General features: G+C 41.8%; 27 protein-coding genes and 1 pseudogene. 2 read left to right on the forward strand and 26 right to left on the reverse strand.

From position 1 onward, the window contains the following. From AC4BHP_RS13580 to AC4BHP_RS13640, 13 genes and pseudogenes are all read right to left on the reverse strand, one after another. Positions 1 to 421 (reverse strand): annotated as a pseudogene (locus AC4BHP_RS13580) (NADH-quinone oxidoreductase subunit C); the annotation flags it as partial. Further along, the gene (locus tag AC4BHP_RS13585; RefSeq protein WP_066109280.1) at positions 422 to 934 is read right to left on the reverse strand and encodes a NuoB/complex I 20 kDa subunit family protein; all 513 of its coding nucleotides are present in this window, start codon (positions 932 to 934) and stop codon (positions 422 to 424) included. It abuts the pseudogene before it with no gap. Then, positions 925 to 1,299, reverse strand: coding sequence for an NADH-quinone oxidoreductase subunit A (locus AC4BHP_RS13590; protein WP_175354321.1), 375 nt, complete (start codon positions 1,297 to 1,299; stop codon positions 925 to 927). The genes AC4BHP_RS13585 and AC4BHP_RS13590 overlap by 10 nt, the downstream gene beginning before the upstream one ends. Before the next feature lie 649 nt (positions 1,300 to 1,948). Then, positions 1,949 to 2,356, reverse strand: a complete 408-nt coding sequence (locus AC4BHP_RS13595; protein WP_066109289.1) for a F0F1 ATP synthase subunit epsilon — start codon at positions 2,354 to 2,356, stop codon at positions 1,949 to 1,951. A 28-nt stretch (positions 2,357 to 2,384) separates the two neighbouring features. After that, on the reverse strand, positions 2,385 to 3,806 hold the full coding sequence (gene atpD, locus AC4BHP_RS13600) for a F0F1 ATP synthase subunit beta (protein WP_066109291.1): 1,422 nt from the start codon (positions 3,804 to 3,806) through the stop codon (positions 2,385 to 2,387). A 60-nt stretch (positions 3,807 to 3,866) separates the two neighbouring features. Then, a complete protein-coding gene (gene atpG, locus AC4BHP_RS13605) occupies positions 3,867 to 4,724 on the reverse strand; it encodes an ATP synthase F1 subunit gamma (RefSeq protein ID WP_066109294.1) in 858 nt (285 codons plus the stop codon). A gap of 35 nt (positions 4,725 to 4,759) precedes the next feature. After that, the gene (gene atpA, locus AC4BHP_RS13610; RefSeq protein ID WP_066109298.1) at positions 4,760 to 6,268 is read right to left on the reverse strand and encodes a F0F1 ATP synthase subunit alpha; all 1,509 of its coding nucleotides are present in this window, start codon (positions 6,266 to 6,268) and stop codon (positions 4,760 to 4,762) included. A gap of 24 nt (positions 6,269 to 6,292) precedes the next feature. Continuing rightward, positions 6,293 to 6,829 (reverse strand): F0F1 ATP synthase subunit delta, encoded by a 537-nt coding sequence (locus AC4BHP_RS13615; protein ID WP_066109301.1) that lies wholly within the window; start codon positions 6,827 to 6,829, stop codon positions 6,293 to 6,295. Continuing rightward, positions 6,826 to 7,350, reverse strand: coding sequence for a F0F1 ATP synthase subunit B (gene atpF, locus AC4BHP_RS13620; protein ID WP_139892082.1), 525 nt, complete (start codon positions 7,348 to 7,350; stop codon positions 6,826 to 6,828). Before atpF ends, AC4BHP_RS13615 begins: the two co-directional genes overlap by 4 nt. 143 nt (positions 7,351 to 7,493) lie before the next feature. Beyond that, entirely contained in the window at positions 7,494 to 7,700 is a 207-nt protein-coding gene (atpE, locus tag AC4BHP_RS13625) for a F0F1 ATP synthase subunit C (RefSeq protein ID WP_066109752.1), read from the reverse strand. A 57-nt stretch (positions 7,701 to 7,757) separates the two neighbouring features. Continuing rightward, on the reverse strand, positions 7,758 to 8,468 hold the full coding sequence (gene atpB, locus AC4BHP_RS13630) for a F0F1 ATP synthase subunit A (protein ID WP_066109305.1): 711 nt from the start codon (positions 8,466 to 8,468) through the stop codon (positions 7,758 to 7,760). A gap of 7 nt (positions 8,469 to 8,475) precedes the next feature. Beyond that, positions 8,476 to 8,856: an ATP synthase subunit I gene (locus AC4BHP_RS13635; RefSeq protein WP_066109306.1), complete on the reverse strand. Its 381-nt coding sequence runs from the start codon at positions 8,854 to 8,856 to the stop codon at positions 8,476 to 8,478. 426 nt (positions 8,857 to 9,282) lie between these two features. Next, positions 9,283 to 11,472, reverse strand: coding sequence for a S8 family serine peptidase (locus AC4BHP_RS13640; protein WP_140461891.1), 2,190 nt, complete (start codon positions 11,470 to 11,472; stop codon positions 9,283 to 9,285). A 216-nt stretch (positions 11,473 to 11,688) separates the two neighbouring features. Here AC4BHP_RS13640 and AC4BHP_RS13645 point away from each other — a divergent pair, with 216 nt between their 5' ends. Continuing rightward, positions 11,689 to 12,276, forward strand: a complete 588-nt coding sequence (locus tag AC4BHP_RS13645) for a hypothetical protein (protein ID WP_066109314.1) — start codon at positions 11,689 to 11,691, stop codon at positions 12,274 to 12,276. Positions 12,277 to 12,467: 191 nt separating this feature from the next. Here AC4BHP_RS13645 and upp read toward each other — a convergent pair whose 3' ends face one another. The 10 genes from upp to spoIIR form a co-directional block, all read right to left on the reverse strand. Then, positions 12,468 to 13,097: a uracil phosphoribosyltransferase gene (gene upp / locus AC4BHP_RS13650; RefSeq protein ID WP_066109318.1), complete on the reverse strand. Its 630-nt coding sequence runs from the start codon at positions 13,095 to 13,097 to the stop codon at positions 12,468 to 12,470. A 499-nt stretch (positions 13,098 to 13,596) separates the two neighbouring features. Further along, positions 13,597 to 13,746, reverse strand: coding sequence for a hypothetical protein (locus AC4BHP_RS13655; protein WP_180349970.1), 150 nt, complete (start codon positions 13,744 to 13,746; stop codon positions 13,597 to 13,599). A 141-nt stretch (positions 13,747 to 13,887) separates the two neighbouring features. Continuing rightward, positions 13,888 to 15,129 (reverse strand): serine hydroxymethyltransferase, encoded by a 1,242-nt coding sequence (gene glyA / locus AC4BHP_RS13660; protein ID WP_066109321.1) that lies wholly within the window; start codon positions 15,127 to 15,129, stop codon positions 13,888 to 13,890. A gap of 107 nt (positions 15,130 to 15,236) precedes the next feature. Continuing rightward, positions 15,237 to 15,806, reverse strand: a complete 570-nt coding sequence (locus AC4BHP_RS13665; protein ID WP_066109323.1) for a TIGR01440 family protein — start codon at positions 15,804 to 15,806, stop codon at positions 15,237 to 15,239. Positions 15,807 to 15,828: 22 nt separating this feature from the next. Then, the gene (gene rpiB, locus AC4BHP_RS13670; RefSeq protein WP_066109324.1) at positions 15,829 to 16,266 is read right to left on the reverse strand and encodes a ribose 5-phosphate isomerase B; all 438 of its coding nucleotides are present in this window, start codon (positions 16,264 to 16,266) and stop codon (positions 15,829 to 15,831) included. Positions 16,267 to 16,314: 48 nt separating this feature from the next. Further along, positions 16,315 to 16,758 carry a low molecular weight protein arginine phosphatase gene (locus AC4BHP_RS13675; RefSeq protein WP_490552827.1) on the reverse strand — a complete coding sequence of 148 codons (444 nt, stop codon included), beginning with the start codon at positions 16,756 to 16,758 and terminating at the stop codon, positions 16,315 to 16,317. Positions 16,759 to 16,836: 78 nt separating this feature from the next. Further along, the gene (locus AC4BHP_RS13680) at positions 16,837 to 17,397 is read right to left on the reverse strand and encodes a manganese efflux pump MntP (RefSeq protein WP_066109327.1); all 561 of its coding nucleotides are present in this window, start codon (positions 17,395 to 17,397) and stop codon (positions 16,837 to 16,839) included. A 53-nt stretch (positions 17,398 to 17,450) separates the two neighbouring features. Next, positions 17,451 to 18,503, reverse strand: coding sequence for an L-threonylcarbamoyladenylate synthase (locus AC4BHP_RS13685; RefSeq protein WP_066109328.1), 1,053 nt, complete (start codon positions 18,501 to 18,503; stop codon positions 17,451 to 17,453). A 171-nt stretch (positions 18,504 to 18,674) separates the two neighbouring features. Next, the gene (locus AC4BHP_RS13690; protein ID WP_066109331.1) at positions 18,675 to 19,109 is read right to left on the reverse strand and encodes a GNAT family N-acetyltransferase; all 435 of its coding nucleotides are present in this window, start codon (positions 19,107 to 19,109) and stop codon (positions 18,675 to 18,677) included. 262 nt (positions 19,110 to 19,371) lie between these two features. Then, on the reverse strand, positions 19,372 to 20,184 hold the full coding sequence (gene spoIIR, locus AC4BHP_RS13695; RefSeq protein WP_306821554.1) for a stage II sporulation protein R: 813 nt from the start codon (positions 20,182 to 20,184) through the stop codon (positions 19,372 to 19,374). Between the two features lie 133 nt (positions 20,185 to 20,317). Between spoIIR and AC4BHP_RS13700 the strand changes: the two genes are divergently transcribed. Next, positions 20,318 to 20,689, forward strand: coding sequence for a DUF2500 domain-containing protein (locus AC4BHP_RS13700; RefSeq protein WP_066109332.1), 372 nt, complete (start codon positions 20,318 to 20,320; stop codon positions 20,687 to 20,689). Positions 20,690 to 21,166: 477 nt separating this feature from the next. Here the strand turns inward: AC4BHP_RS13700 and prmC are convergent, their stop codons facing one another. From prmC to AC4BHP_RS13715, 3 genes are all read right to left on the reverse strand, one after another. Next, positions 21,167 to 22,027 (reverse strand): peptide chain release factor N(5)-glutamine methyltransferase, encoded by an 861-nt coding sequence (gene prmC, locus AC4BHP_RS13705; RefSeq protein WP_139892342.1) that lies wholly within the window; start codon positions 22,025 to 22,027, stop codon positions 21,167 to 21,169. Between the two features lie 5 nt (positions 22,028 to 22,032). Continuing rightward, on the reverse strand, positions 22,033 to 23,103 hold the full coding sequence (gene prfA / locus AC4BHP_RS13710) for a peptide chain release factor 1 (protein ID WP_066109335.1): 1,071 nt from the start codon (positions 23,101 to 23,103) through the stop codon (positions 22,033 to 22,035). 200 nt (positions 23,104 to 23,303) lie between these two features. After that, positions 23,304 to 23,942: a thymidine kinase gene (locus AC4BHP_RS13715; protein ID WP_066109338.1), complete on the reverse strand. Its 639-nt coding sequence runs from the start codon at positions 23,940 to 23,942 to the stop codon at positions 23,304 to 23,306. Positions 23,943 to 23,982: the final 40 nt, after the last annotated feature.

Raw genomic sequence — 23,982 nt, forward strand, 5'->3', positions numbered from 1 at the left:
CTTTCGCGAGGGCGATGGCTTTTTCTTTTTCTGTTTCCTCTGGCGGTGTGGCGTTCTCGGAGTTTGCTTCTCCCTCTATTCGTTTTTGCTTCGCTATTGCGGCTGCTTTTGCCTTGGCTGCGGCTGCTGCTTTTGCTTTCGCGAGGGCGATGGCTTTTTCTTTTTCTGTTTCCTCTGGCGGTGTGGTGGACTCAGAGTTTACTTCTCCCTCTGTCCGTTTTTGCTTCGCTATTGCAGCTGCCTTTGCCTTGGCCGCGGCTGCCGCTTTTGCTTTCGCGAGAGCGATATCATCTTTATCTTGATGAGGATCTGCTTTAGGTGATTGCTCGGAGGATTGCTTTTCAGCAAGCTTTTGTTTGGCTGCTTCCTTCGCCTTTTCTGCTGCCTCTTTCTTTTGCTGGGATAAGTCTTTTTCGCTCAACTACAACACCTTCTTCCCAGTTTTCGCCTCATATTTAATCTTTTCCTTCAATTTATTGATTCCATATATGAGAGCTGCAGGATTGGGAGGACATCCTGGTATATAGACATCAACCGGCACTATTTGGTCGACTCCCTTCACTACACTATAGGAGCGCACATATGGACCTCCTGCGGTAGCACAGGAACCCATCGCGATGACCCACTTCGGTTCAGGCATTTGGTCATACAGTCTTCTTAAAATAGGAGCCATTTTCTTTGTCACAGTCCCTGAAACAATCATGACGTCTGATTGACGTGGAGATGTACGAAAAAAGGAACCAAATCGATCAACATCATAATGCGAGGAACCAACAGCCATCATTTCAATAGCACAGCATGCCAGTCCAAATGTAAGTGGCCATAGGGAATTTCCTCTCGCCCATCCCTTTACCTGTTCCAGTGTTGCCAAAAATATCGTACGTTGCAGTTCATCCTTCTCCCTTGGAGAGAGCTCTTCCAATTTTAATTCCATTTCAGCACCTTCTTTTTCCAGGCATAAAGTAATCCAAGTACAAGCATCAACACAAAAATCAGCATTTCAATTAATGCAAATACGCCTAATTTTTCATAGGCTACCGCCCATGGATAAAGAAATACGGTCTCTACATCAAATAAAACAAACAGCAAGGCAAAGATATAATAACGTACATTAAATTGAACCCTTGAATCATGAAAGGGCTCCAAGCCACTTTCGTAGGTTGTACCTTTTGCGTCGGTAGGTTTGTGAGGTCTTAATAACTTCCCTAAAGACAATGCTACAATTGGAAGCAATATTCCAAGGCATAAAAAAACCAGAACGATTATATAATTGTTCTGATACCAATGTAGTGATGCCAATCTCATCCCCCCATTTTCCCCACTAAAATTTTCTAAATATTCAATATGTAACCGTATACATTATAACATTCTGATATATACGTGTCGATATGATATGGTGATTTTGGTCATACCACTTTTATCTCAATTTTATTGGATAGGTGGGGATGATAGGTGACTCATAGGTAGTTGATAGCAGAGCTTTCTACGACCTTTCACACACCTTTGACCGACCTTTACCCCGGTATAGGTGGGGTATAGGTGCCTGATAGGTACCCCAGAGCTCCTTTCCCCCACCTTTCACATACCTTTGACCGACCTTTACCCCGGTATAGGTGGGGCATAGGTGCCTGATAGGTACCCCAGAGCTCCTTTCCCCCACCTTTCACACACCTATGACCGGCCTTTACCCCAGTATAGGTAGGGCATAGGTGCCTGATAGGTACCCCAGAGCTCCTTTCCCCCACCTTCCGCATACCTATCACCGATCTTTCACCCATCTACCACCGACCTATGACCGACCTCCCACCGACCCAACAGCAAGAGACAAAGTCCTCTCATCCCACTTGTTCCATTCTTCCTTCCTCATATCCTATATATATTTCTCATTTGCCAAGTTATGTACAAAAAAACTCCAGGGGCCCCTCTCCCCTGGAGTTTATTCAACAGTTTAACGTTGTCTTTGTTCAGCAATATCTAGACGGTTTAAAGCACGCTTAAGTGCCAATTCAGCACGATGTGCATCAATTTCAACTTGTCTGTCTTGAAGTCGTCTTTCAGCACGTGCTTTAGCCTGTTTGGCGCGAGCAGTATCAATATCTTCAGCACGTTCAGCTGACTGTGCGAGTATGGTTACTTCTTCACCGTTGACTTCCATGAATCCACCGGATACAGCAACCCATTCTGTATTGTTACCCGTTTTTAAACGAACGGAACCGATATCAAGTGGAGCTACCATTGGAATATGTCCGGCAAGAATACCAAGTTCCCCCGTTTTTGCTTTCGTACTGACCATTTCTACTTCTTCATCCAACACAGGACCGCCAGGAGTAACTACAGAAACTTTAATCGTTCTCATATATGCGCCCTCCTATAAGATCCTTCGGTTAAGCCTCAACGCCCATTTGCTTAGCTTTTTCTACAACATCTTCAATGCGTCCAACTAGGCGGAATGCATCTTCAGGAAGGTTGTCGTATTTACCATCAAGGATTTCTTTGAAGCCTCTAACAGTTTCTTTAACTGGTACATAAGAACCTTTTTGACCAGTAAACTGTTCAGCTACGTGGAAGTTTTGAGATAAGAAGTTTTGAATACGTCGTGCACGGGCAACAACTAATTTATCTTCTTCTCCCAATTCATCCATACCTAGAATGGCAATAATATCTTGCAACTCTCTGTAACGTTGTAATGTAGATTGAACGCTACGGGCAACTTCATAGTGTTCTTCTCCAACGATTTCAGGAGAAAGCGCACGGGAAGTAGATGCCAACGGATCCACCGCTGGGTAAATACCCATTTCAGAAAGTTTACGCTCAAGGTTTGTTGTTGCATCTAAGTGGGCAAATGTTGTAGCCGGAGCCGGATCCGTGTAGTCATCGGCTGGTACGTAAATTGCTTGAATAGATGTAACAGAACCCACGTTAGTGGATGTAATACGTTCTTGTAATTGACCCATTTCTGTAGCCAATGTTGGTTGGTAACCAACGGCAGATGGCATACGTCCAAGCAGGGCAGAAACCTCTGAACCGGCTTGTGTGAAACGGAAGATGTTATCGATGAAGAAAAGTACGTCCTGACCTTGTGCATCACGGAAATACTCAGCCATTGTCAAACCTGTCAAGGCAACACGCATACGTGCACCAGGCGGTTCATTCATTTGTCCGAAGACCATGGCTGTTTTCTTGATAACACCGGAGTCAGTCATTTCGTGGTAAAGGTCATTTCCTTCACGAGTACGTTCTCCAACGCCTGCGAATACGGAGATACCACCGTGTTCTTGGGCGATATTGTTGATTAATTCTTGGATTAATACAGTTTTACCTACACCGGCACCACCGAACAATCCGATTTTTCCACCTTTGATGTAAGGTGCAAGTAAGTCTACTACTTTGATACCTGTTTCAAGGATCTCAACTTCAGTAGATAACTCTTCAAATTTTGGAGCTTCTCTGTGGATTGGATCTTTTTGATAGTTGCCTTCTAAAGGAGCATCTAAATCAATTTTTTCACCCAATACGTTGAATACACGACCAAGTGTTATGTCTCCAACCGGTACAGAAATTGGTGCTCCTGTATCGATTACTTCTGCATTACGGACTAATCCGTCTGTAGAAGCCATTGCAATCGTACGAACCGTATCATCGCCTAAGTGAAGAGCAACTTCCAAAGTAAGGTATTCTGCCTCATCAGCAGGCGCTCCTTTGGAAATGTTGATCTTCAGAGCGTTATAGATCTCAGGTAGTTTGCCGTTTTCAAATCTAACGTCGACAACCGGACCCATGACTTGAGTAACGCGTCCTATGTTCATTCCATTCCCTCCTATTTACTCTATGCCGTGTGAATGTTCGAATCTATATTTCCATTTTATCTATTCGAGTGCAGCGGCTCCGCCGACAATCTCGGTAATTTCTTGTGTAATTGCAGCTTGGCGTGCACGGTTGTATGTCAATGTTAGAGAGCCGATAAGCTCAGAAGCATTATCAGTTGCACTCTTCATTGCTGTCATCCGTGATGCGTGTTCGCTTGCCTTACCATCCAACAATGCGCCATATATTAAACTCTCAGCATATTGTGGCAGTAACACTTCAAGAATCTCTTCCTGGTTTGGTTCGAATTCGTAAAGTGTAGCTACAGCATCGCTTTCTACACTTCCAAGAGGTAAAAGTTTAGTTTCCGTTACTTCTTGGGAAATAGCACTAATAAAGTGGTTGTAGTACATATAGATTTCGTCAACAGTTTCGTCTGCGAATAACTTTACCGTACTGGCGGTTATTTCTTTAATGTCATCAAAGCTTGGCTGATCAGACAATCCGACCATTTCCTGGATAACGTTCATACCGCGGATACGGAAGAATTCACTTCCCACCCGCCCAAGAACGATAATACCGTATTCATCCGGGGATTTATGGCGTTCATTGATTGTCTGATAAACTTTTCTTAAGACACTACTATTATATGGTCCAGCTAATCCGCGATCGGAAGTGATAACCAGATATCCGGTTCTTTTCACAGGACGAGTGACCAGCATCGGATGAGATGCATCCGAGCTTCCATTCGCAATGCTCGCTACGACCTCTTGGATTTTCTCCATGTACGGTACAAAAGCTTTCGCGTTTGCTTCGGCACGATTCAATTTGGAGGCGGAAACCATTTGCATGGCTTTTGTGATTTGGCTCGTCTTTTTCGTTGATTTTATACGCGCATCTATATCACGTAATGATGCCATTTCTTCTCACCATCCTTTATTAAATGCCTATCCTGTTATTCCGATACAACAAATTGTTTTTTAAATTCAGCGATTGCTGCTTTCATATCCTCTTCTTTTGGCAGATCGCCAGTAGTGCGGATATGTTCAAATAATTCGTTGTGGTTACGTGCAGTCCATTCAATGATTTCAGCTTCAAAACGCCTGATATCAGCCAATGGAATATCATCTAAGAATCCACGAGTCAAGCAGTATAGAATTAATACTTGTTGTTCTACACGCAATGGCTTATGAAGATCTTGTTTTAATACTTCAACTGTACGTTGACCTCGATTTAATTTCGCTTGAGTTGCTTTATCCAAGTCAGATCCGAATTGGGAGAATGCTTCAAGCTCACGGAATGATGCCAAGTCCAAACGTAGAGTACCGGCAACTTTTTTCATTGCTTTAATTTGCGCTGATCCACCTACACGGGATACGGATAGACCCGCATTAATCGCAGGACGTACGCCGGAGAAGAATAAATCAGATTGCAAGAAGATTTGTCCATCTGTGATGGAGATAACGTTTGTTGGGATATAAGCGGAGATATCTCCAGCTTGTGTTTCAACGAACGGTAATGCTGTGATTGAACCCGCACCAAGTGTGTCGTTCAATTTAGCAGCACGCTCCAATAGACGGGAGTGCAAGTAGAATACATCCCCTGGGAATGCTTCACGGCCTGGAGGACGACGAAGCAACAAGGAAAGCTCACGATATGCTGCTGCTTGCTTAGATAAATCATCATATACAACAAGGACATGCTTGCCTTGGCGCATGAAATATTCACCCATTGTTACCCCACTGTAAGGAGCCAAGTATAGCAATGGAGCTGGTTGAGATGCAGATGCTGAAACAACGATTGTGTAATCCAATGCACCATGCTTACGGAAAGTTTCAACTGTTCCACGAACTGTTGATTCTTTTTGACCGATTGCTACATAGATACAAATCATGTTTTCATCTTTTTGATTCAAAATGGTGTCAATCGCTACAGATGTTTTACCTGTTTGACGGTCACCAATGATTAATTCACGTTGTCCACGTCCGATAGGAACAAGGGCATCGATCGCTTTAAGACCTGTTTGTAAAGGCTCGTGTACAGACTTACGATCCATTACACCCGGTGCATTGTTTTCGATCGGTAATGTTGCAGTTGTAGCGATTGGACCCATACCATCAAGTGGTTGTCCAAGAGGGTTAACGACACGTCCGATAATAGCCTCACCTACTGGTACTTCCATGATGCGGCCTGTACGGCGTACTTCGTCTCCTTCTTTAATGTCGCGGAAAGGACCGAGGATAATAACACCGACGTTATTTTCTTCCAAGTTTTGCGCCATACCAACTACACCGTTTGAGAACTCAAGCAGCTCTCCGGACATGACGTTGTCCAATCCATGAACACGCGCGATACCGTCACCAACAACGATTACGGTGCCGACTTCACTCATTTCTATATCAGATTGATAGCCTTCAATTTGTTTCTTAATCAGCGCGCTGATTTCTTCAGCTCTGATGCTCATGAATTTCACCCCTAACTTCTAATATTAACCCAGCAAACGACGTTCCAAGCGTTCTAGCTTACCTGAGACCGTACCATCAAAAATACGGTTACCGATTCGCAGCTTGATTCCACCCAGAAGACTGCTGTCTACGATATTTTCAATGCGCAGTGCCTGTTTTCCAATTTTTTGGGCAAAAACCTTTGAAATGCCTTCTTGTTCCTGCTTCGTTAAAGGACGGACAGAATAAACTTTAGCATCGACTACACCTGTGTATTCGTTTACTAATAAAATAAACTCATCTGCCAAAGTCGCCACAATATCCTCGCGATGACGGTCTACAAGAATCATTAACAGGTTTTGAATAGATGGAGACATAGTAGCAAAAGCCGTTCTTATGGCGTCTTTTTTGCTCTCCATAGATACCTTTGGATGCTCAAGGAATAAAGTAAGCTCCTTGTTTGATAGAAATACTTCCTTCAAAGTCCGCATTTCGCCTTCCAAACGGTCTATTTGATTATCTTCCTTGGCAATTTGGAAAAGAGCATCTGCATAGCGTTTTGCTACAACTGTATTACTCATCGCTCTTCTCCTGCCTCTTGAATGTAATCGTTAATCAATTTTTGTTGATCAGCTTCACTAAGTTCTTTTTCAATCACTTTAGACGCAATTAGAACAGACAAGGATGCAACTTGCTCACGAAGTTGAACCATAGCTTGTTCTTTTTGCTGTTCAATTTCACGTTTCGCTGACTCTTTCACACGTTCAGCTTCCTGACGGGCAACAACGATGATTTCTTCGCGTTGTTTTTCACCATGTTTCTTAGCCTCTTCAATAAGAGATAAAGATTCCTGGCGCGCTTCTTTCAGCATAGTACGTTGTTCTTCTAACAAAGCGGCTGCTTCTGCACGATTCTTTTCTGCTACTTCAATTTCACTCGCAACGTGTTGTTCACGTTCTTTCATAATGCCCATAAGAGGACCAAATGCGAATTTTTTCAGTAAAAGCATCAAGATGATGAAAGAGACTAATTGGAAGATGATATCTCCTGTATTAAGTCCGCTATGTGCTGCAGCTCCAAGTACCAAATTATTAAATAACACCCCTATTTCACTCCCTTCAGAAGTCTTTACGGCTTGCTTTTTTATTGCATATACGTTTAAACCGTGAACTCACGGCCGGATTTTAGTAAACATAAAGGAATGGCGAAGATAATCCCTAGATTCTCCGCCATCAGTATTGTCAATTACATTACCATGAACGCGATAACAACCGCGATGATAGGAATCGCCTCAACTAAAGCTACCCCGATGAACATTGTAGTTTGAAGCATACCACGTGCTTCTGGTTGACGTGCAATTCCCTCTACTGTACGAGATACGATCAAACCATTACCAATACCTGCTCCAAGAGCTGCTAAACCGATTGCGATTGCTGCTGCTATAACACCCAAATCCATTATGAAGTTCCTCCTTTAATTTGTATAACTATAGTTAAATTTTTTATATTATTAATGGTCTTCGCTGACTTTGTGGGCCATGTAAACCATTGTTAACATCGTAAAGATAAATGCCTGGATTGCTCCGATAAATATACTGAAACCTTGCCATACAATGGTTGGACCAATAGCAAGGGCACTGCTCCAGAAATCTGTTGCAAGAGATCCCGCCAGTAGGCTGAGTAAGATTTCACCCGCATAAATATTACCGAATAGACGCAAGCCCAGTGTGAGGGTATTCGCGAACTCCTCAATAATCTTAAGCGGAAATAAGAACGGCATAGGTGATACAAAGTTTTTACTGTACCCTTTAAAGCCTCGCATTTTGATACCATAGAAGTTTGTAAGGACTACGATCATTACTGCAAGGGTTAAAGCGACTACTGGATCGGCTGTTGGCGACTTCCACCATAGGTCTCCGTTATAAGTAACTGAGAATGGAAGACCAAGCATATTTGAAACAAATATGTACATGATAAGCGTCGTTCCAAGAACTAAAAAGCGCCCGCCAGTGTTCCAGTCCATATTGCTATTAATAATGTTTCTGACGAAGTCAATGACCCACTCCATAAAGTTCTGCATACCAGATGGCTTAACTGCCAATTTTCTTGTCGACAGTACGGCGATTAAAAATACAATCACACTTGCGACCGTAATCATCAGAACGTTACCAAGATTAAAAGTAAGGCCCATTAATTCGACTGTAGGTGCTCCATGATTCAATCTAAATTCACCTCTTTTCCCCCCGCCTTATGTTATGGATTGTTAAATCTATCATAATGACAAGGTAACCCGTCATTAATCCCAATACGACAAAAAATACATTAAATTGATCAGGATATCGCATAGCAATGGCGACAGCTAAAACTGCAGCTGCCATTCTTGAGATTGTCCCAAGTGATTTCATGCTGCTTCCCTCAAGCACTTTCTCACCTAATTGAGCAGTTTTTCTTGATAAAAGCCAAATATTATAAATACCAATTATACTGCCAAGTGTCATTCCCAAGGCTTCTGTTTTATAAGGGGTTACTCCCCATAGGATAACATAAATGGATAATAAGGTGAACGTGTACCTCAGATAGCGTCTGAAAACAATGTGGACTTCTAGCATTTGAATAGGTTTCTCCATTAAGAGTTATTTGAACGGATAGCATATACACCTTTCACTAACTAATCCGATCAGGAGACAATAAGGGGTTCCAATTGTTAGCGATTATGATTATAGCCACCTACCAATAAAATTCCGATAGTATTGGGCCGATCAATTATAATAAACCGGCAGACATTGTAAATCGTTGCAGAAAAACACTGCGATTATTATTTTGTATCGAATCAACTCAGATATGTATATTAGAGGTGTATAATCAACACAATTGACAATATAAATGGAAAATTGTCTGTCAATTTGAAAACCCTACCATTTATACCCTATGTAAGAATACAATAGGCAAAAATGATTGTCAATTCAGATAGGTGTGAAATCCATTACCTATACTAGAATAAATTATCAATTATGTTAAAAATAAGTGTATAAATTTCATTCTAACTGAAATTTCAAGTAATTTGTATTCTTAAGCACTACTTTTTGATGGTCTTTTTCAACTTCTGTCACAATTTCGTAATAATTTGAGAGGATATTTTCCGGTAAGTCGACTTTTTGTTTAAGTACCCCTCTTTTAACACCTTTCACTTCTACTAGATCTTTTATGTAAAGAAGTGAATCTGCATTATACAAGGTAAATCTTACAGAATCGGCACCAAACGGTAAATAAACACTTATTTCCATCTTGCGATCGCCTTTCTCTTGAACAACCTCTACCCCTTCAGCAATTGGGTAATCAGGTTTCGTCATTGCAAAAATGTAAGGGATCTTGCGCACCTTATTTCTTCCCGCTTCATTGAGGTATAGATAACCATCATCTAGTTCACTTTTCTCTTTCCAATTATCCAATTCAAGCTGAACTTCCAGTTTCTTCTTTTGGCCTCCTTCAAGTACAAAAGCTAACGGCAGTTTCCATGTCATAAATCTTTCCTTACGTGGAATAGAAAAATAATATCGCTTTTTTCTACTACTTCTATTTTCTACTACTATATTCGCTTTATACATTCGACCATTGGTTGCCATGCCAAAAGTTACAGATGACGGAGCTAAAAATGTATCCTCTTGCAGTGCATCCTTCACATTTACCCGACCAGCTCCCTGTTCAAATGTATGATATATTTCATCCTTATCATTTTTCAACGATATAGCACTGGTCATTAAAGCCGATTTGATTTTTTCTGGGCTCCAATCAGGATGAACCTCTTTAATCAATGCACACACACCCGCCACATAAGGAGCAGCCATACTCGTTCCTTGCAAAGAAAGATACGTTCCGCCCGGTATCGTACTTTCAATTCTCACACCCGGTGCTACTACATCCGGCTTTATCGCTATGCTATGAATAACCGGACCTCTTGAACTAAAGGAGGCTAATTTCTCTTTTTCTTCTATATCAATTGTCCTACAGGTGAGTTGTCCATTTTCCAGAGCCTTTTTCATTTTTCGCCCATCTTTTTGCGAAACGGTGATTACGGGAATTTTTGAATTCATTTCGAGAGAAGCGCTTAATTCACCAGGTTCATTATTAAAAATAATTACACCCAGAGCTTCGGCATTCACTGCATTTTTTACTTTATCTTTAAATGATATTACTCCCCGCTCCACTAACACAATTTTATTTTTCGCATTGATATTTTCGTAATTCTCCCTTTTACCAAGGCCTGCATAAGTCATGATCATAGAATGTGAAAAATCCCACTCGGGGGAGCCTGCTGTTAATTGAAAATCAATGTCCGCCCATGGTTTCGTAAAATTCAACCTCTTCGATTTACCTGCATCTGAACTTGCCCCTACACTGATCGCTCCCCCTGATGTCCCAGGCGTACCTACCGTCCAAATACCCGGTCCATCATTTCCATTTGCTACAACAGCCACTATTCCCTTTTTAACTACCTTATCGAGCGCTTTACTTGTAGGAAGATCCGGACCATTCATCGTATCTCCCAAGGACAGATTGATAATATCCATCTTGTCCTTTACCGCTCTTTCTATTGAAGCAATGACTTGATCAGTTGTTCCGTATCCTCCCGGCCCTAGTGCTCTGTATGCATAAATGCTTGCTTCAGGAGCTATCCCTTTCATTTTTCCATTAGCCGCAATAATTCCAGCCACATGCGTCCCATGAATGGTTGCTTTTTTAGAGCTCCCCATCGTCTCCATTGGGTCCTCATCTTGATCCACTAAATCATAGCCGCCTTTATAGTTTGCTTTAAGATCAGGGTGCCTATAATCAATTCCCGTATCAATCACTCCGACCTTTACACCTTTGCCCGTAGCCTGAATTGGCTGGTTGAATTGAAGTTGCGGCTGACCTTTTGGCAGAGAATTCTTTTTAATAGTAGCTTTAATTGGACCCGATAGAAAAATAGCTGAAACTGATTCTTCCTTTTTTAATCTCGGTATTAATATAGAAGGTACGCTAGCAGAAAAGCCGTTGCACACTAAATTGAAATAATAGCGCGGTTTGATTGCTGGATACTTTTCTATCAGCTCTTTCGCCACTCGATGAGCTGATGTGTCTTTTACTGTTTCAATCATCACCACCTCTATATCCTCAGCAGAACTATGTGGAGCATATACTATTAATTGAATAAATATGAAAGCTCCAATTAAAATTTGCTTCAATGATTATCACATCCTTGTTTTTAGAATGGATTAACGGCAGTCTCTTATGCATGTAAAAATAAATAGTGGTTGTTCTGTGTTCTCCATTTTCGGGTAATGGATTGATTCTCCTGATTACAAAAAAATGAATGTCCACATTCTTCCTGTTTGTATGTTAAATAGGTCTGGGTATGAGTGTCAGGTATATGAGTAATTTAAGTTAGGATGTGTAGAGTTATGTTTGGTCTGGCCGATCTTACGTCATTAGTGATTTCTGCCTTTATCATCTTGCCTGTCGTTGTTTTTCTTCGGGAGACAGGCTATCTGTTAGTCAGCTGGTTATTTGGCGTAATCAATCCGAGACTTACGATTGGTTCCGGCCCCCGTATCAAAAAAATTGGAATGATCGATATTCGCAAATACTACCACTTATATAGCTGGTTTTCGTATGATGAATTAAAGCGCAAGAGTAAGTTTGCTTACATCTGCATCTATCTAGGTCCGATTTTAATGAACCTATCCATCGCCCTCCTCATCAACTTTTTAATTGCCAACCATTTTATTGAGGAGTTCAAGACATTTTGGGATCGCTTTGCTTTCTATGCGATTTATTATGTTCTGTTTGACGTTATACCAATGCATACAATTAACGGAAAACCTAATAATGGTATGATCATTTATGAAATGATCCGTTACGGAAAAAGGGTTGATTATAATAATGAATCCTTCCTTCCGGCCACATCAGAAGTCGAGGAACAATATCAGGAAGAAATAAAGAGAATTCAAGAAATCAAAAAAGAGCGCGATGAACATTTAAAATCTTAGGCTTTTAATGAAATCAGTTCTGCTATCACAGCATATTTTTATGCCTGAATAGCATATGCTGGAATCCTTAAAGCGGTGTAGTTGAGGTATCGCCCAGAGAACTTACTTGATCTAAGACGAGTCAATTATCCGCAAAAAAAAGAGGTATTCATCAGTCAGAAACGGCTGATGAACACCTCTATAAATTATCTTTATTTTGTTCCGAACAATCTGTCGCCCGCGTCACCTAGACCTGGAACGATATAGCCGTGATCATTCAATTTTTCATCAAGTGCAGCGATGAAAATATCGACATCCGGATGGACTTCTTCCACTGCTTTAACGCCTTCAGGCGCAGCAACTAGACAAACGAATTTAATATTTTTTGCCCCGCGCTTTTTGATTGCGCTAATGGCATCGACAGCAGATCCACCTGTCGCAAGCATTGGATCAACTACAATAAATTCTCTTTCCTCTACGTCAGCAGGAAGTTTTACATAATACTCAACTGGTTTCAATGTTTCTGGATCTCTGTATAAACCTACATGTCCAACTTTTGCTGCCGGAATAATTTTAATCATGCCGTCAACCATACCAAGACCAGCACGTAAAATAGGGATAATGGCTACTTTTTTACCCGCAATTGTTTTAGATGTTGATTTGCTGACTGGCGTTTCAATTTCCACTTCTTCTAACGGGAGATCTCGGGTGATTTCAAAAGCCATTAAAGTAGATACTTCATCTACCAATTCTCTGAATTCTTTTGTACCCGTATTTTTATCACGGATAAATGTTAACTTATGCTGTATTAACGGATGGTCAAACACATAAACTTTTCCCATATGGATCTCTCCTCACTTTTATGTTCCTATTTTTGCACTCGTTTTATTGTACAGAAAATTCTCCATTAGTTCAATTAAGTTTCTGTATGCCAAAATCTACCGCATTCAAGGTTTATTTAATCTAGCTTCAACAGCTAGAAGCTCAGGACATAAGCATGACCTCTGCAGGAGGGAAGTACACCTCCTTCCGAGATCCTGTCTTATACTCCTCGCGGGCCTACAGGATGTAGGTCATGAAGACGTTGCCACAGGACGTGGCGATTTTAGTCTTCGTTCCCTAAATCAGTTTCAGCTTTTTATTCAATCTAGCTTCGGCTCCTAGCTCCTCGAGGTCATAAGTGTAGCCACTACGGGAGGAAAGAGCGCCTCCCTACGTGCCTCCTCTTATGCTTGTCGGAGCTGGGCAGTCGCCTCAGCTTTTTAGTCTTCATTAGTTTTTTAATAAAACATGATTCTATACCTTCTTCTCTATTATCCACTTTTTAAAGTGTTAAAATCGTTAAAGAAACGTAAATGGATGTGAAATTTCCGTGAATTGAGCGGAAATGAGAATTAATTGAGCCAATGCGGCAATTATTCCAGCCAATTTTAATATTAATTCAGCCGAACCACGGATTTTACCAGCCAAAACACTCCTCATTCCAGCCATTCCTAAATTTCCAGGCTCATTGATCCCCATTCAGCATCGTTTTGCCCAAACCATATAAAACGACATGTTATACTGCCAAACATCATAAAAAGAGGTGTCAATAAGTCCTATCAGACTCACCAACACCTCTTCTATTCACCCTTAATACTCAGGGTATAATTCATATTTTCCAGATAGCTTAGTCACTCGCTCTGCAGCTTCTTTCAGTTTCTCTTCGTCCTCATGGTTCTTGAGGGCGAGACTGATGATTGCCGCGATTTCATCCATATCCTCCAATTTGAATCCACGGCTTGTAACAGCCGCTGTTCCAATACGAACCCCACTCGTTACAAATGGGCTTTCTGGGTCAAATGGAATCGTATTTTTGTTCACTGTAATACCAATATCGTCCAGTACCTTTTCTGCTACTTTACCAGTTAAGTTGATGGAGCGGACATCGATTAATAATAAGTGATTATCTGTACCGCCTGAAACGAGCGTAAGTCCTTCCTTCTGCAGACTTTCACCAAGGCGTTTTGCATTCTCTATAATTTCCTTTGCATAATCTGTAAAGGAATCCTGAAGTGCCTCGCCAAATGCCACTGCTTTTGCAGCAATTACATGCATTAGAGGTCCTCCCTGAATACCAGGGAAAATGGACTTGTCTATTTTCTTGGCAAACTCTTCTCTGCAAAGGATCATTCCTCCGCGTGGTCCGCGCAATGTCTTGTGAGTTGTCGTCGTGACGAATTCCGCATAAGGAACTGGACTTGGGTGCAAACCGGCTGCAACAAGCCCTGCAATATGAGCCATGTCCACCATTAAATAGGCGCCTACTTCATCTGCAATTTCACGGAATTTCTTGAAATCAATTGAACGTGGATACGCACTCGCACCGGCAACAATCAATTTAGGCTTACATTGGATTGCTTTCTCTCTAACATCCTCGTAATTTATAAGATGGGTTTTTTCATCAACACCGTATTCAACAAAATTGTATTGGATTCCGCTGAAGTTTACAGGGCTTCCGTGAGTTAAGTGGCCTCCGTGGGATAGGTTCATTCCAAGTACCGTATCTCCTGGATTCAAAATCGTAAAGTAAACAGCCATATTTGCTTGAGCGCCTGAATGTGGCTGTACGTTTGCATGCTCCGCGCCAAATATCTTTTTGGCACGTTCCCTAGCCAAATCCTCAACTACGTCCACATATTCACAGCCGCCGTAATAGCGTCTGCCTGGATATCCTTCCGCATACTTATTCGTAAGCACGGATCCTTGAGCTTCCATTACTGCTTCGCTGACAAAGTTTTCTGAAGCAATCAGCTCAATCTTACCGCGTTGTCTGTCCAATTCTTGTTGAATTGCATCAAATACTTGCGAGTCTTGCTTTTGCAAATGCCTCATCTTATAGCTTCCTCCCTTTTCGTCAAAACGGACAAATCTTCAATTTAATCCCTTCAATTCTAGCACGAAAAAGGACAATAGTCATTTATTCCATTGACGTATAATTCTTACATTTCTCTAATATTTACTCTATCATATTGAGCTCTCGGCCCACCTATCAGTTTCGGCCGGGTCATAGCAAATGTTACATGCGCCTTCCCAATCTCTCTAATCGCTGAACGCAACGGGACTGCAACATGCTTCAGATGCATTCCAATCATTGTATCCCCAATATCGATGCCTGCATCAGCACAAATATGCTCAACCACAACTGCATTCTCGAAATTAGCAAATGCACAAGCGGCCAATGCTCCACCCGCATTCCGGGCAGGCACAACTGATACTTCATCCAGATTATATTGAATAGCCGTCTTTCGTTCAATAATCAGAGCCCTATTAATATGTTCACAACCCTGAAAAGCCAAGTAGACTCCCTTTTGTTTAGAAAAATCATATATGGCCTCAAAGATTGCTTGTGCCACTTCCATCGTCCCGCTTGTACCAATTCGCTTTCCGATTACTTCACTTGTACTGCAGCCAATTACCAACAAACGGCCATTCATCGGAAAATGAGCTTCCAAATCTTCGAGAATGGCAGTCACCTGAGTTTTTATTTCTTTTAAATTAATCTCACTCATTCTTCTACTGCCCTTCTAAGATTTATTTTTCTGCCTCAGCTATTTTTCCAATCCGTGTTTCATGGCGGCCGCCTTCAAATTCCGTTGTCAGCCAAACGCGGGCAATTTCTCTGGCTAAACCAGGACCAATTACACGCTCTCCCATTGTTAGTACGTTACTGTTATTATGAGCTCTTGTAGCTTGGGCACTAAACATATCATGTACCAATGCTGCACGAATTCCTTTTACTTTATTCGCCGCGATGCTCATTCCGATTCCAGTACCGCAGATCAAAATCCCTCTGTCAAATTCTCCTTTTGCCACTCTTTCAGCAACAGGCAACGCATAATCCGGATAATCAACAGATGTTTCACAATCGCATCCAAAATCCTCATATTGGATCTCAAGCTCTTCCATTAGGTTCATAATTTCTTTTCTTATATTTATTCCACCGTGATCTGATGCAATGATAACTTTCATGGTAACATGGCTCCCTTCAATTTGAACTGCACAGTTTCTATCCTAAATCTAGTCTTTTAATTTTTCCACAAGCTTTTTAATCCATTTAGATAATTCATGGAAAGTTTGCTCATATACTTGTTCATTACCCCCGAATGGATCTGAAATATCTCTGTTCCCAGGATCGTCACTTACAAATTCCTTTAATGTAAACGTCTTTTCAATCGCCTGAGGGTAATGCGAAGCAATTAACTGCTTATGGCCTTCTGTCATCGTTAATACATAGGTTGCCCACTCGATGTCTTCTCCTTTTAATGGAGATGAGGCATGGTCCTGCGCAATTTTGTGTTTATCAAGTACCGTAACCGTATACTCAGATGCCATTTGACCCCCATAGGCATAAACCCCTGCTGATTTTACTTCTATATCAGACAGATTATAATTTCGCAAAATAGCTTCTGCCATAGGACTTCGACATGTATTTCCTGTACAAACGAATAAAATATTCTTCAACGTATTTTCCCTCCTGTCCCCATTATAGAATATTTACGGACAATAAAAAAATGTATCAGATTAATCTGATACACATCTTTATCCATGCAGGTGCAGGATGATCTTTAACCCAACCGCAAACATGATGCTCCCCCCAAAAACAAGGCTGTATTTGCCGAGATATGTATGTACTCTTCTCCCTAACAACAACCCTGACACCGTCAAGAAAAAGGCGGCAAAGCCAAAGCACAGGATGGTCATCAGCGCTCGGGATCCCAGCATTCCGAGGCTCAGTCCAACTGAGAAACTATCCAAACTGACACTTATCGCAAATAGAATCAATCCTGTTCCAACTGGAGCCACAACCGTTTCACCTTTACCCTGAATTCCAGTGAGCAGCATTTGCAAGCCAAGAAATAGTAATAAACCAGCACCGGCGTATGAGGCAAACAATCCAAACTGAGCGGATAATAACTTTCCTGAAAAGATACCCAAGAGCGGCATCCACACATGAAAAATACCAACAGTAAAACCAATGATGAGTACTTGCTTAAGCCTCAGCTTGTACGATCCCATTCCCAATCCAATTGAGAAGGCATCCATTCCGAGTGCGAAAGCCATAAAAAGCAGGCCAAAAAATTCAACCATCGTTTGTTCCATCCAAGTAACCTCCCGGGACCAGCCTAAATAAACATATGCCTGTCCCGGATCAATTAGAACTTGTCTTGTGTGATGATTCTTCCTCCTGCCGCTTTCTTCAAGCGATTCATGATTGCAATCCCAATCCCATCCTCCGGATACACTTCTCCGAAAATTAGATCTGGCTGCTCTTTATCAAATTGGCGCAGCACTCCATACATTTTTTCAGCCACAGTGTCCAGCTGCTCACGGCTTCCGCCAGTAATAATAACATCAGCTTCATACAAATGGGCATGTTCGTCAACCGTGTACACACCCACTCGCTTACCTAAGTCCCGCTCTTCATTTATTAATGTTTGGATAAACTGAGGGGTACCCTCAACCAAGGTCAATGGGGCTTTCGGTGCGTAATGTGTATATTTCATACCGGGAGCTTTCGGTGCATCACTGTCCTTCACCAAGCCAGGGTCCACAGACACTTCACCGACTACCTTCTCCAGTTGTTCACGCGTAATACCACCAGGTCTAAGTATTTGCGGAATACTGCCAGTCACATCAAGTACTGTTGATTCCAAGCCAACCCCAGTTGGACCTCCATCCACGATCCCAGCAATTTTACCATCTAAATCCTCGCGAACATGCTCTGCTGTTGTCGGACTTGGTTTACCAGACAGATTTGCACTTGGCGCGGCTGTGGGACAGCCCGCCTTTTTCAGTAAATCCAATGCCACCGGATGATCCGGCATTCGGATCGCTACTGATGAAAGACCTGCTGTTACAACATCCGGGAACACGCCCTCTTTCTTTTGGAAAATTAGCGTCAACGGACCTGGCCAAAATTGTTCCATTAGTTTATCTGCGACTGCAGGAATTTCTCCCACCAATCCATGAACCTGTTCCTTTTCTCCAATATGGACGATTAAAGGATTATCACTCGGTCTTCCCTTCGCCTCATAAATAGCTGCTACAGACCCTCCAAGTAAAGCATTTGCTCCAAGTCCATAAACCGTTTCAGTCGGAAAAGCAATCAGCTCTCCGGCTTTCAATTTTTGGGCCGCATCCATCAATTGTGGATAACCCTCTTCTTTATCCACAATTTTATCCACTGTCCACATTTTTGTTTCCACTATTATCACCTGCCACCAATCTACAACATTCTCTATAAATTACTTATTAAATAAGGATTCCTCGACATTTTTCACAAAATCACCTTGCAAGTATAAAAGAATTTATACAATAAAACAAGCTTTATCCACAGTCTGTGAATAAAGCCAATAAAATCGTGGATAATTTCATCCTTATAGGGCTCTTTCCATGATATATGTTTCGTTTATTGTCCACACCTTTTCCACAACCGAGGAATCTCTTACGTCTTTAGGAATCTCCCCGTTTTTCACTCTTTCAAATTGAAGAGCCTCAAAAAATCCTAACGCTTGCAGTTTATTCGATATCAGAAATATCTTTTTCAACCCTTTTTCCTTTGCTAAAGCCAAGATCGTTTCAAACAGGGCAGGTACTTGCACCTGAGCCTCCTCTTTAAACAGAAAAGACCTAAGCACCCCATAATCTCCACATGGCTCCAGACCAATCATTCCTTTAATAGAGCCTTCTTCTTTTAATAAAACAAATTTTCCTGAACTAATGTCTTCATGATGCAGCTCAACTCCTTGAGGTGCCGCAAACCGCTCAATTCCTTCAATATCGGTACTTTTTGATATAGATAAATAATACACCTTCTATTCTCCCTTCACTATCAAATCACAACTACTATATGGATATGAATTAATAGGGAAAATAGAACCGGATCAGGCTGATTATCCGGTTGGCTGCTATTTTGGCAAATTCAGCTGAATTCTATGCCAGTTCGGCTGAATTCTGTTCAACTTCGGCTGGTATTTCCCAGTTTCCCGCTCTATTCTGAAACCACTTCGGCTCCAGCACAACACTTCCTATTTGTACTTTTAACTTGATTTGCTCCGAGTACTATTCTGTTTCTCAAAACAAATCCTTCAAGATCTCTTTTAAAAAGAATTTCACCTTAACCGGCTCTTCATCCTGATTTTCATAAACAGGAGGGGCGATATCTTGTCCGGCTTCTTCAGACTGGTTCTCGTAATCCATTTGCGTTTCTTGATCTTCTGCCTTTTCAATCGATTTATCCGTTTGGGCGGCAGTCTTAATCGGTTGTATTTTTTGATCATCCGTTTGCGTTTGTTCTGCAGTTTCCTCGTTCATACTATTATTAACTGGCTCAACTTCTTCAGCTGACTCTTCATACGCTGAATCATTTGCTACAGCTGTTCCGCTGTTGAAATCCAGAAAGCATAGCGGCGGGAAAAGGACGCACCACCAGTTCTCACCTTGACCCTCACCCAATGTGATTTTAATAGCTTCATACTTGCCTGCCGGATATAAATATTGTCCATATAGCTTAGTTGGAAAAACAGTTTCACCAAAATCAACCTGTATCTTTTGTACATTACCTTCTTTGACCATAACATCTTCAGCTATAGCTTCTATATCAGACAAACGGGAACCAATCACTTTTCTGGCTTCCTCAATTGAAGTTAATTCTGCTACCCATTTGTTAATTTCTTTATTGACCTCATCCCTGATGGATCGTTTCAATTCCTGGTCAGCTTCTTTATTACTGTTTGCTAAGATCCGTAAGCGGATCGCTTCATTCGGGATTACTTGAACCTCTGTTTCTGTCGCAGAAGAACTGTTTTTCGGTGTAATCATTCCAGTCATTGTTGCCGCACAAAGTAATACAATATATATTAAAGGCAAATATTTTTTTGCCATCATCGTAAACACCGTCCCTTCACTTACAAACAGTGTGGACAGTTTTTTTCTATCTTAAACTATAATTATCTGAATTTTATTTCTACTGCGTTTTATTTACCGCATTCTTGAAATTAAGGGAAGGGAGAGTATAAAAATGGATAATTTTTTGATGGATGATGGTGGGTTCTTTGGCATTTTTTTAACTGGATTTCCAATCATCTTTGGTATTATTTTTATTTTAGTCATTGGCACTTTTCTATTTATTATCATCAAAAGCCTATCTAAATGGAGTCATAATAATAAACAGCCCAGGCTGAATGTAGTTGCTAAGGTTGTCACCAAACGATCAGAGAGCAGAGGAAGTGACAATTCGTCCAGTACCTGGTATTATGCGACGTTTGAGATGGAAAGCGGCGACCGAATGGAATTGACTTTAAGTGGAAAAGACTACGGGATGTTAGCAGAAGGAGATATTGGGAATCTATCTTTTCAGGGCACACGGTATCTCGGATTTTTGAGAATCTAGCTTCGACTCCTAGCTCCTCGAGGTCATAAGGATAGCCACTACGGAGGTCAACAGGAAGTTGATCACAAAGACGTTGCCACACGATGTGGCGTTCTTAGTCTTTGTTCCTTAATAGCCTCCCTTCATGCCTCTCCTTATGCTTGTCGGAGCTGGGCAGTCGCCTCCTCAGCTTTTTATGTAATCCAGCTTCTGGGCCTAGGAGCTCGAGTCATAAGCAAATACTCTACAGGAGGGAAGAACGCCTCCCTCCGAGTATTCATCTTATGCTCGTCGCGGGCCTACAGGATGTTGGTCATGAAGACATTGCCACAGGACGTGGCGTTCTTAGTCTTCGTTCATCGATACAGGCTCTTCAGCTTTTTATGTAATCTAGCTTCAACGGCTAGAAGCTCAGGACATAAGCATGACCTCTGCGGGAGGGAAGAGCACCTCCCTCCGAGCCCCTGTCTTATGCTCCTCGCTTCTGATCAAGCCGTTTCAGCTTTTTATTTCGCCAAAGACCATTCGATCTTTTCCGTTGATATCGAACAGGACTTCTACATGGGCTTCAGGGTAAACAGCTTGCATTAGTTCTGCTACTTGCTCTCCCTGACCGGCGCCTACTTCAAATCCAACCAATGCTTTGTCTGTAAGTACATTGGGCAGATCTGATGTAATTTGGCGGTAACAATCCAAACCATCATTTCCAGCAAACAAGGCGAGATGAGGTTCATGGTTTTTAACCACATCCGAAAGGATTGCATGATCTGATTCAGGAATATAAGGAGGATTAGAAAGAAGAACATTCACCCTTTTACCAGCATCTATTAATGGTTTGAGCAAATCCCCCTGCAAGAACGCCACCTCAGCCTGAAGGCGTTGAGCATTTTCAGCTGCCTGTTTCAATGCTTTCTCTGACAAATCGACAGCCGTCACTTTCATATCAGGACATTCCAATGCCATCGTAATCGCAATAATCCCGCTACCTGTCCCAATATCAGCCATGTCCAGCTTCTCTTCAGGACTAAAAAGCTTTTTTAGTTTAGCTAAGGCATGAAATATCAGCTCTTCCGTTTCAGGACGCGGAATCAATACATCTCCATTCACCAGAAATGTCCTGCCATAAAACTCCTCGCTGCCAATTATATGCTGCACAGGTACTGCTTCGATTCCATGCTTTTTTACATCCTTTATAAAGATAGCTTCTTCCTCTTCCGTTAACTCATCATGCATATTCGCAAGCATTTGAGCACGGGATAGACCCAGCTGATTCATCAACAGCCATTCTCCAGCATTTTCATCACGGCCATTCTCCCTTAAAAAAGAAGAAGCCCATCGAAGAGCTTCATACACTTTCATCATTCTTAATCCTCCGCATTTTGAAGACGGCTAGCCTGGTCCTCAACAATCAATGCATCAATCACTTCATCCAATTTGCCTTCCATGATTTGATCCAGCTTTTGAATGGTTAATCCAATGCGGTGATCTGTAACACGGTTTTGCGGATAATTATACGTACGGATACGTTCTGAGCGATCCCCTGTTCCGACTGCAGATTTACGAGCACTGTCATACTCAGCCTGTGCTTCCTGCTGGAATTTATCATAAATACGAGCACGCAATACTTTCATTGCTTTCTCTTTGTTTTTAATCTGGGATTTTTCATCCTGGCAGGATACAACAATCCCCGTAGGAACGTGAGTAAGACGTACAGCTGACATGGTAGTGTTAACACTTTGTCCGCCCGGTCCGCTGGATGCAAACGTATCTACACGGATATCTTTGTCATGAACTTCAACCTCAACCTCTTCTGCCTCCGGTAAGCAAGCCACAGTCGCTGTTGATGTGTGAATACGACCGCCTGATTCTGTTTCAGGGACACGTTGTACACGATGGGCACCGTTTTCGAATTTCATCTTGGAGTATGCGCCATTTCCATTAATCATAAAGATGATTTCTTTATAACCGCCAAGCCCCGTTGGATTTGAATCCATTACATCAATCTTCCATCCTTGTGCCTCAGCATAACGGCTGTACATTCTATAAAGACTTCCTGCGAATAGGGCCGCTTCATCACCGCCGGCTGCTCCGCGAATTTCCATAATAACGTTTTTATCATCATTAGGATCTTTGGGAATTAGCAATACTTTAAGCTTTTCTTCCAACTCTTTCATTTGTCCGGAAAGTTCATCTACTTCTTCCTTCACCATTTCACGCATTTCAGCATCCAGCTTCTCTTCAAGCATTGCTTTCGCATCAACAAATTGGGAACGTACATCTTTATATTCTCGATACGCAAAGACAGTCTCCTGAATATCTGATTGTTCCTTGGAATATTCGCGAAGCTTTTTAGTGTCATTTACGATTTCCGGGTCACTCAAAAGCTCATTTAATTTGTCATATCGGTCTTCTACCGCTTGTAAACGATCGATCAATTTCTTCACCTCATTAACAGGTTTTTAAAAGAGGTTTTTACCTCAGTATTTGATTTGTTTATTGTACCACAATCAGACGGAAACGAAAAAAAGAGACGGCAAAGATGAACATACATCCTTTAATCTGCCATACCCTTTTATTTCTGACATACAAAAACACCCCCAAATTCCACTTATTCCTCCGGAGGTGTTCATTCCTTTTAAAGCCTGTTTGTTTTTATGTTTTCGATACCACCGTTAATCGGTGTATGTACCGTTTCTTGTTTGCCTGGTACTTCATGATGATGACGGCATCTTGGCTCATAGGATTCCGATGCACCCACTAAAATAACAGGGTCCTCATAGCCTGCAGGCTTCTTATCAATCAAACGCTGCGTCCGGCTTGCAGGGGATCCGCATACGGAACAAACTGCCTGTAGTTTTGTTACCTGTTCTGCCAGGCACATTAACTCCGGCATCGGCCCGAATGGCTCTCCTCTAAAATCCTGATCAAGGCCAGCCAGGATTACTCGATAGCCGCTGTCTGCCAAATGCTGAGCAACCTGTACAATTTCTTCGTCAAAAAACTGCACTTCATCAATGGCAATTAAATCTGTATCTAAATCTATATGATCGAAGATATGGGATGAATGCGTAATGCCTTTGGCAATAACAGAAGTTCCATTGTGGGAAACCACCGCTTCCTCACTGTATCGATTATCAATAGCCGGTTTGAAAACAGCAATGGATTGCTTAGCAAAGACCGCTCTCCTTACCCTGCGAATCAGTTCTTCAGATTTTCCGGAAAACATGCTGCCACAAATTAATTCTATCCAGCCAAATTGTTTCGTTTCGTACATGTGTTGGGGTCTCCCTTCCTGTCTTTACTAGGTTCATTAG

Source organism: Pradoshia sp. Z4_20 (genome assembly GCF_058216035.1).

Excerpts from the sequence above, each read along its gene's own strand:
- atpA (WP_066109298.1), bottom strand. The coding sequence starts at position 6,268 with ATGAGCATCAGAGCTGAAGAAATCAGCGCGCTGATTAAGAAACAAATT.
- AC4BHP_RS13715 (WP_066109338.1), bottom strand. The coding sequence starts at position 23,942 with ATGTACGAAACGAAACAATTTGGCTGGATAGAATTAATTTGTGGCAGC.
- upp (WP_066109318.1), bottom strand. The coding sequence starts at position 13,097 with ATGGGAAAAGTTTATGTGTTTGACCATCCGTTAATACAGCATAAGTTA.
- AC4BHP_RS13680 (WP_066109327.1), bottom strand. The coding sequence starts at position 17,397 with ATGGAACAAACGATGGTTGAATTTTTTGGCCTGCTTTTTATGGCTTTC.
- atpD (WP_066109291.1), bottom strand. The coding sequence starts at position 3,806 with ATGAACATAGGACGCGTTACTCAAGTCATGGGTCCGGTTGTCGACGTT.
- rpiB (WP_066109324.1), bottom strand. The coding sequence starts at position 16,266 with ATGAAAGTTATCATTGCATCAGATCACGGTGGAATAAATATAAGAAAA.
- atpG (WP_066109294.1), bottom strand. The coding sequence starts at position 4,724 with ATGGCATCATTACGTGATATAGATGCGCGTATAAAATCAACGAAAAAG.
- AC4BHP_RS13585 (WP_066109280.1), bottom strand. The coding sequence starts at position 934 with ATGGAATTAAAATTGGAAGAGCTCTCTCCAAGGGAGAAGGATGAACTG.
- AC4BHP_RS13595 (WP_066109289.1), bottom strand. The coding sequence starts at position 2,356 with ATGAGAACGATTAAAGTTTCTGTAGTTACTCCTGGCGGTCCTGTGTTG.
- AC4BHP_RS13635 (WP_066109306.1), bottom strand. The coding sequence starts at position 8,856 with ATGCTAGAAGTCCACATTGTTTTCAGACGCTATCTGAGGTACACGTTC.
- AC4BHP_RS13700 (WP_066109332.1), top strand. The coding sequence starts at position 20,318 with ATGGATAATTTTTTGATGGATGATGGTGGGTTCTTTGGCATTTTTTTA.
- AC4BHP_RS13655 (WP_180349970.1), bottom strand. The coding sequence starts at position 13,746 with ATGGCTGGAATGAGGAGTGTTTTGGCTGGTAAAATCCGTGGTTCGGCT.
- AC4BHP_RS13665 (WP_066109323.1), bottom strand. The coding sequence starts at position 15,806 with ATGAGTGAGATTAATTTAAAAGAAATAAAAACTCAGGTGACTGCCATT.
- prmC (WP_139892342.1), bottom strand. The coding sequence starts at position 22,027 with ATGAAAGTGTATGAAGCTCTTCGATGGGCTTCTTCTTTTTTAAGGGAG.
- spoIIR (WP_306821554.1), bottom strand. The coding sequence starts at position 20,184 with ATGATGGCAAAAAAATATTTGCCTTTAATATATATTGTATTACTTTGT.
- glyA (WP_066109321.1), bottom strand. The coding sequence starts at position 15,129 with ATGAGGCATTTGCAAAAGCAAGACTCGCAAGTATTTGATGCAATTCAA.
- AC4BHP_RS13615 (WP_066109301.1), bottom strand. The coding sequence starts at position 6,829 with ATGAGTAATACAGTTGTAGCAAAACGCTATGCAGATGCTCTTTTCCAA.
- AC4BHP_RS13645 (WP_066109314.1), top strand. The coding sequence starts at position 11,689 with ATGTTTGGTCTGGCCGATCTTACGTCATTAGTGATTTCTGCCTTTATC.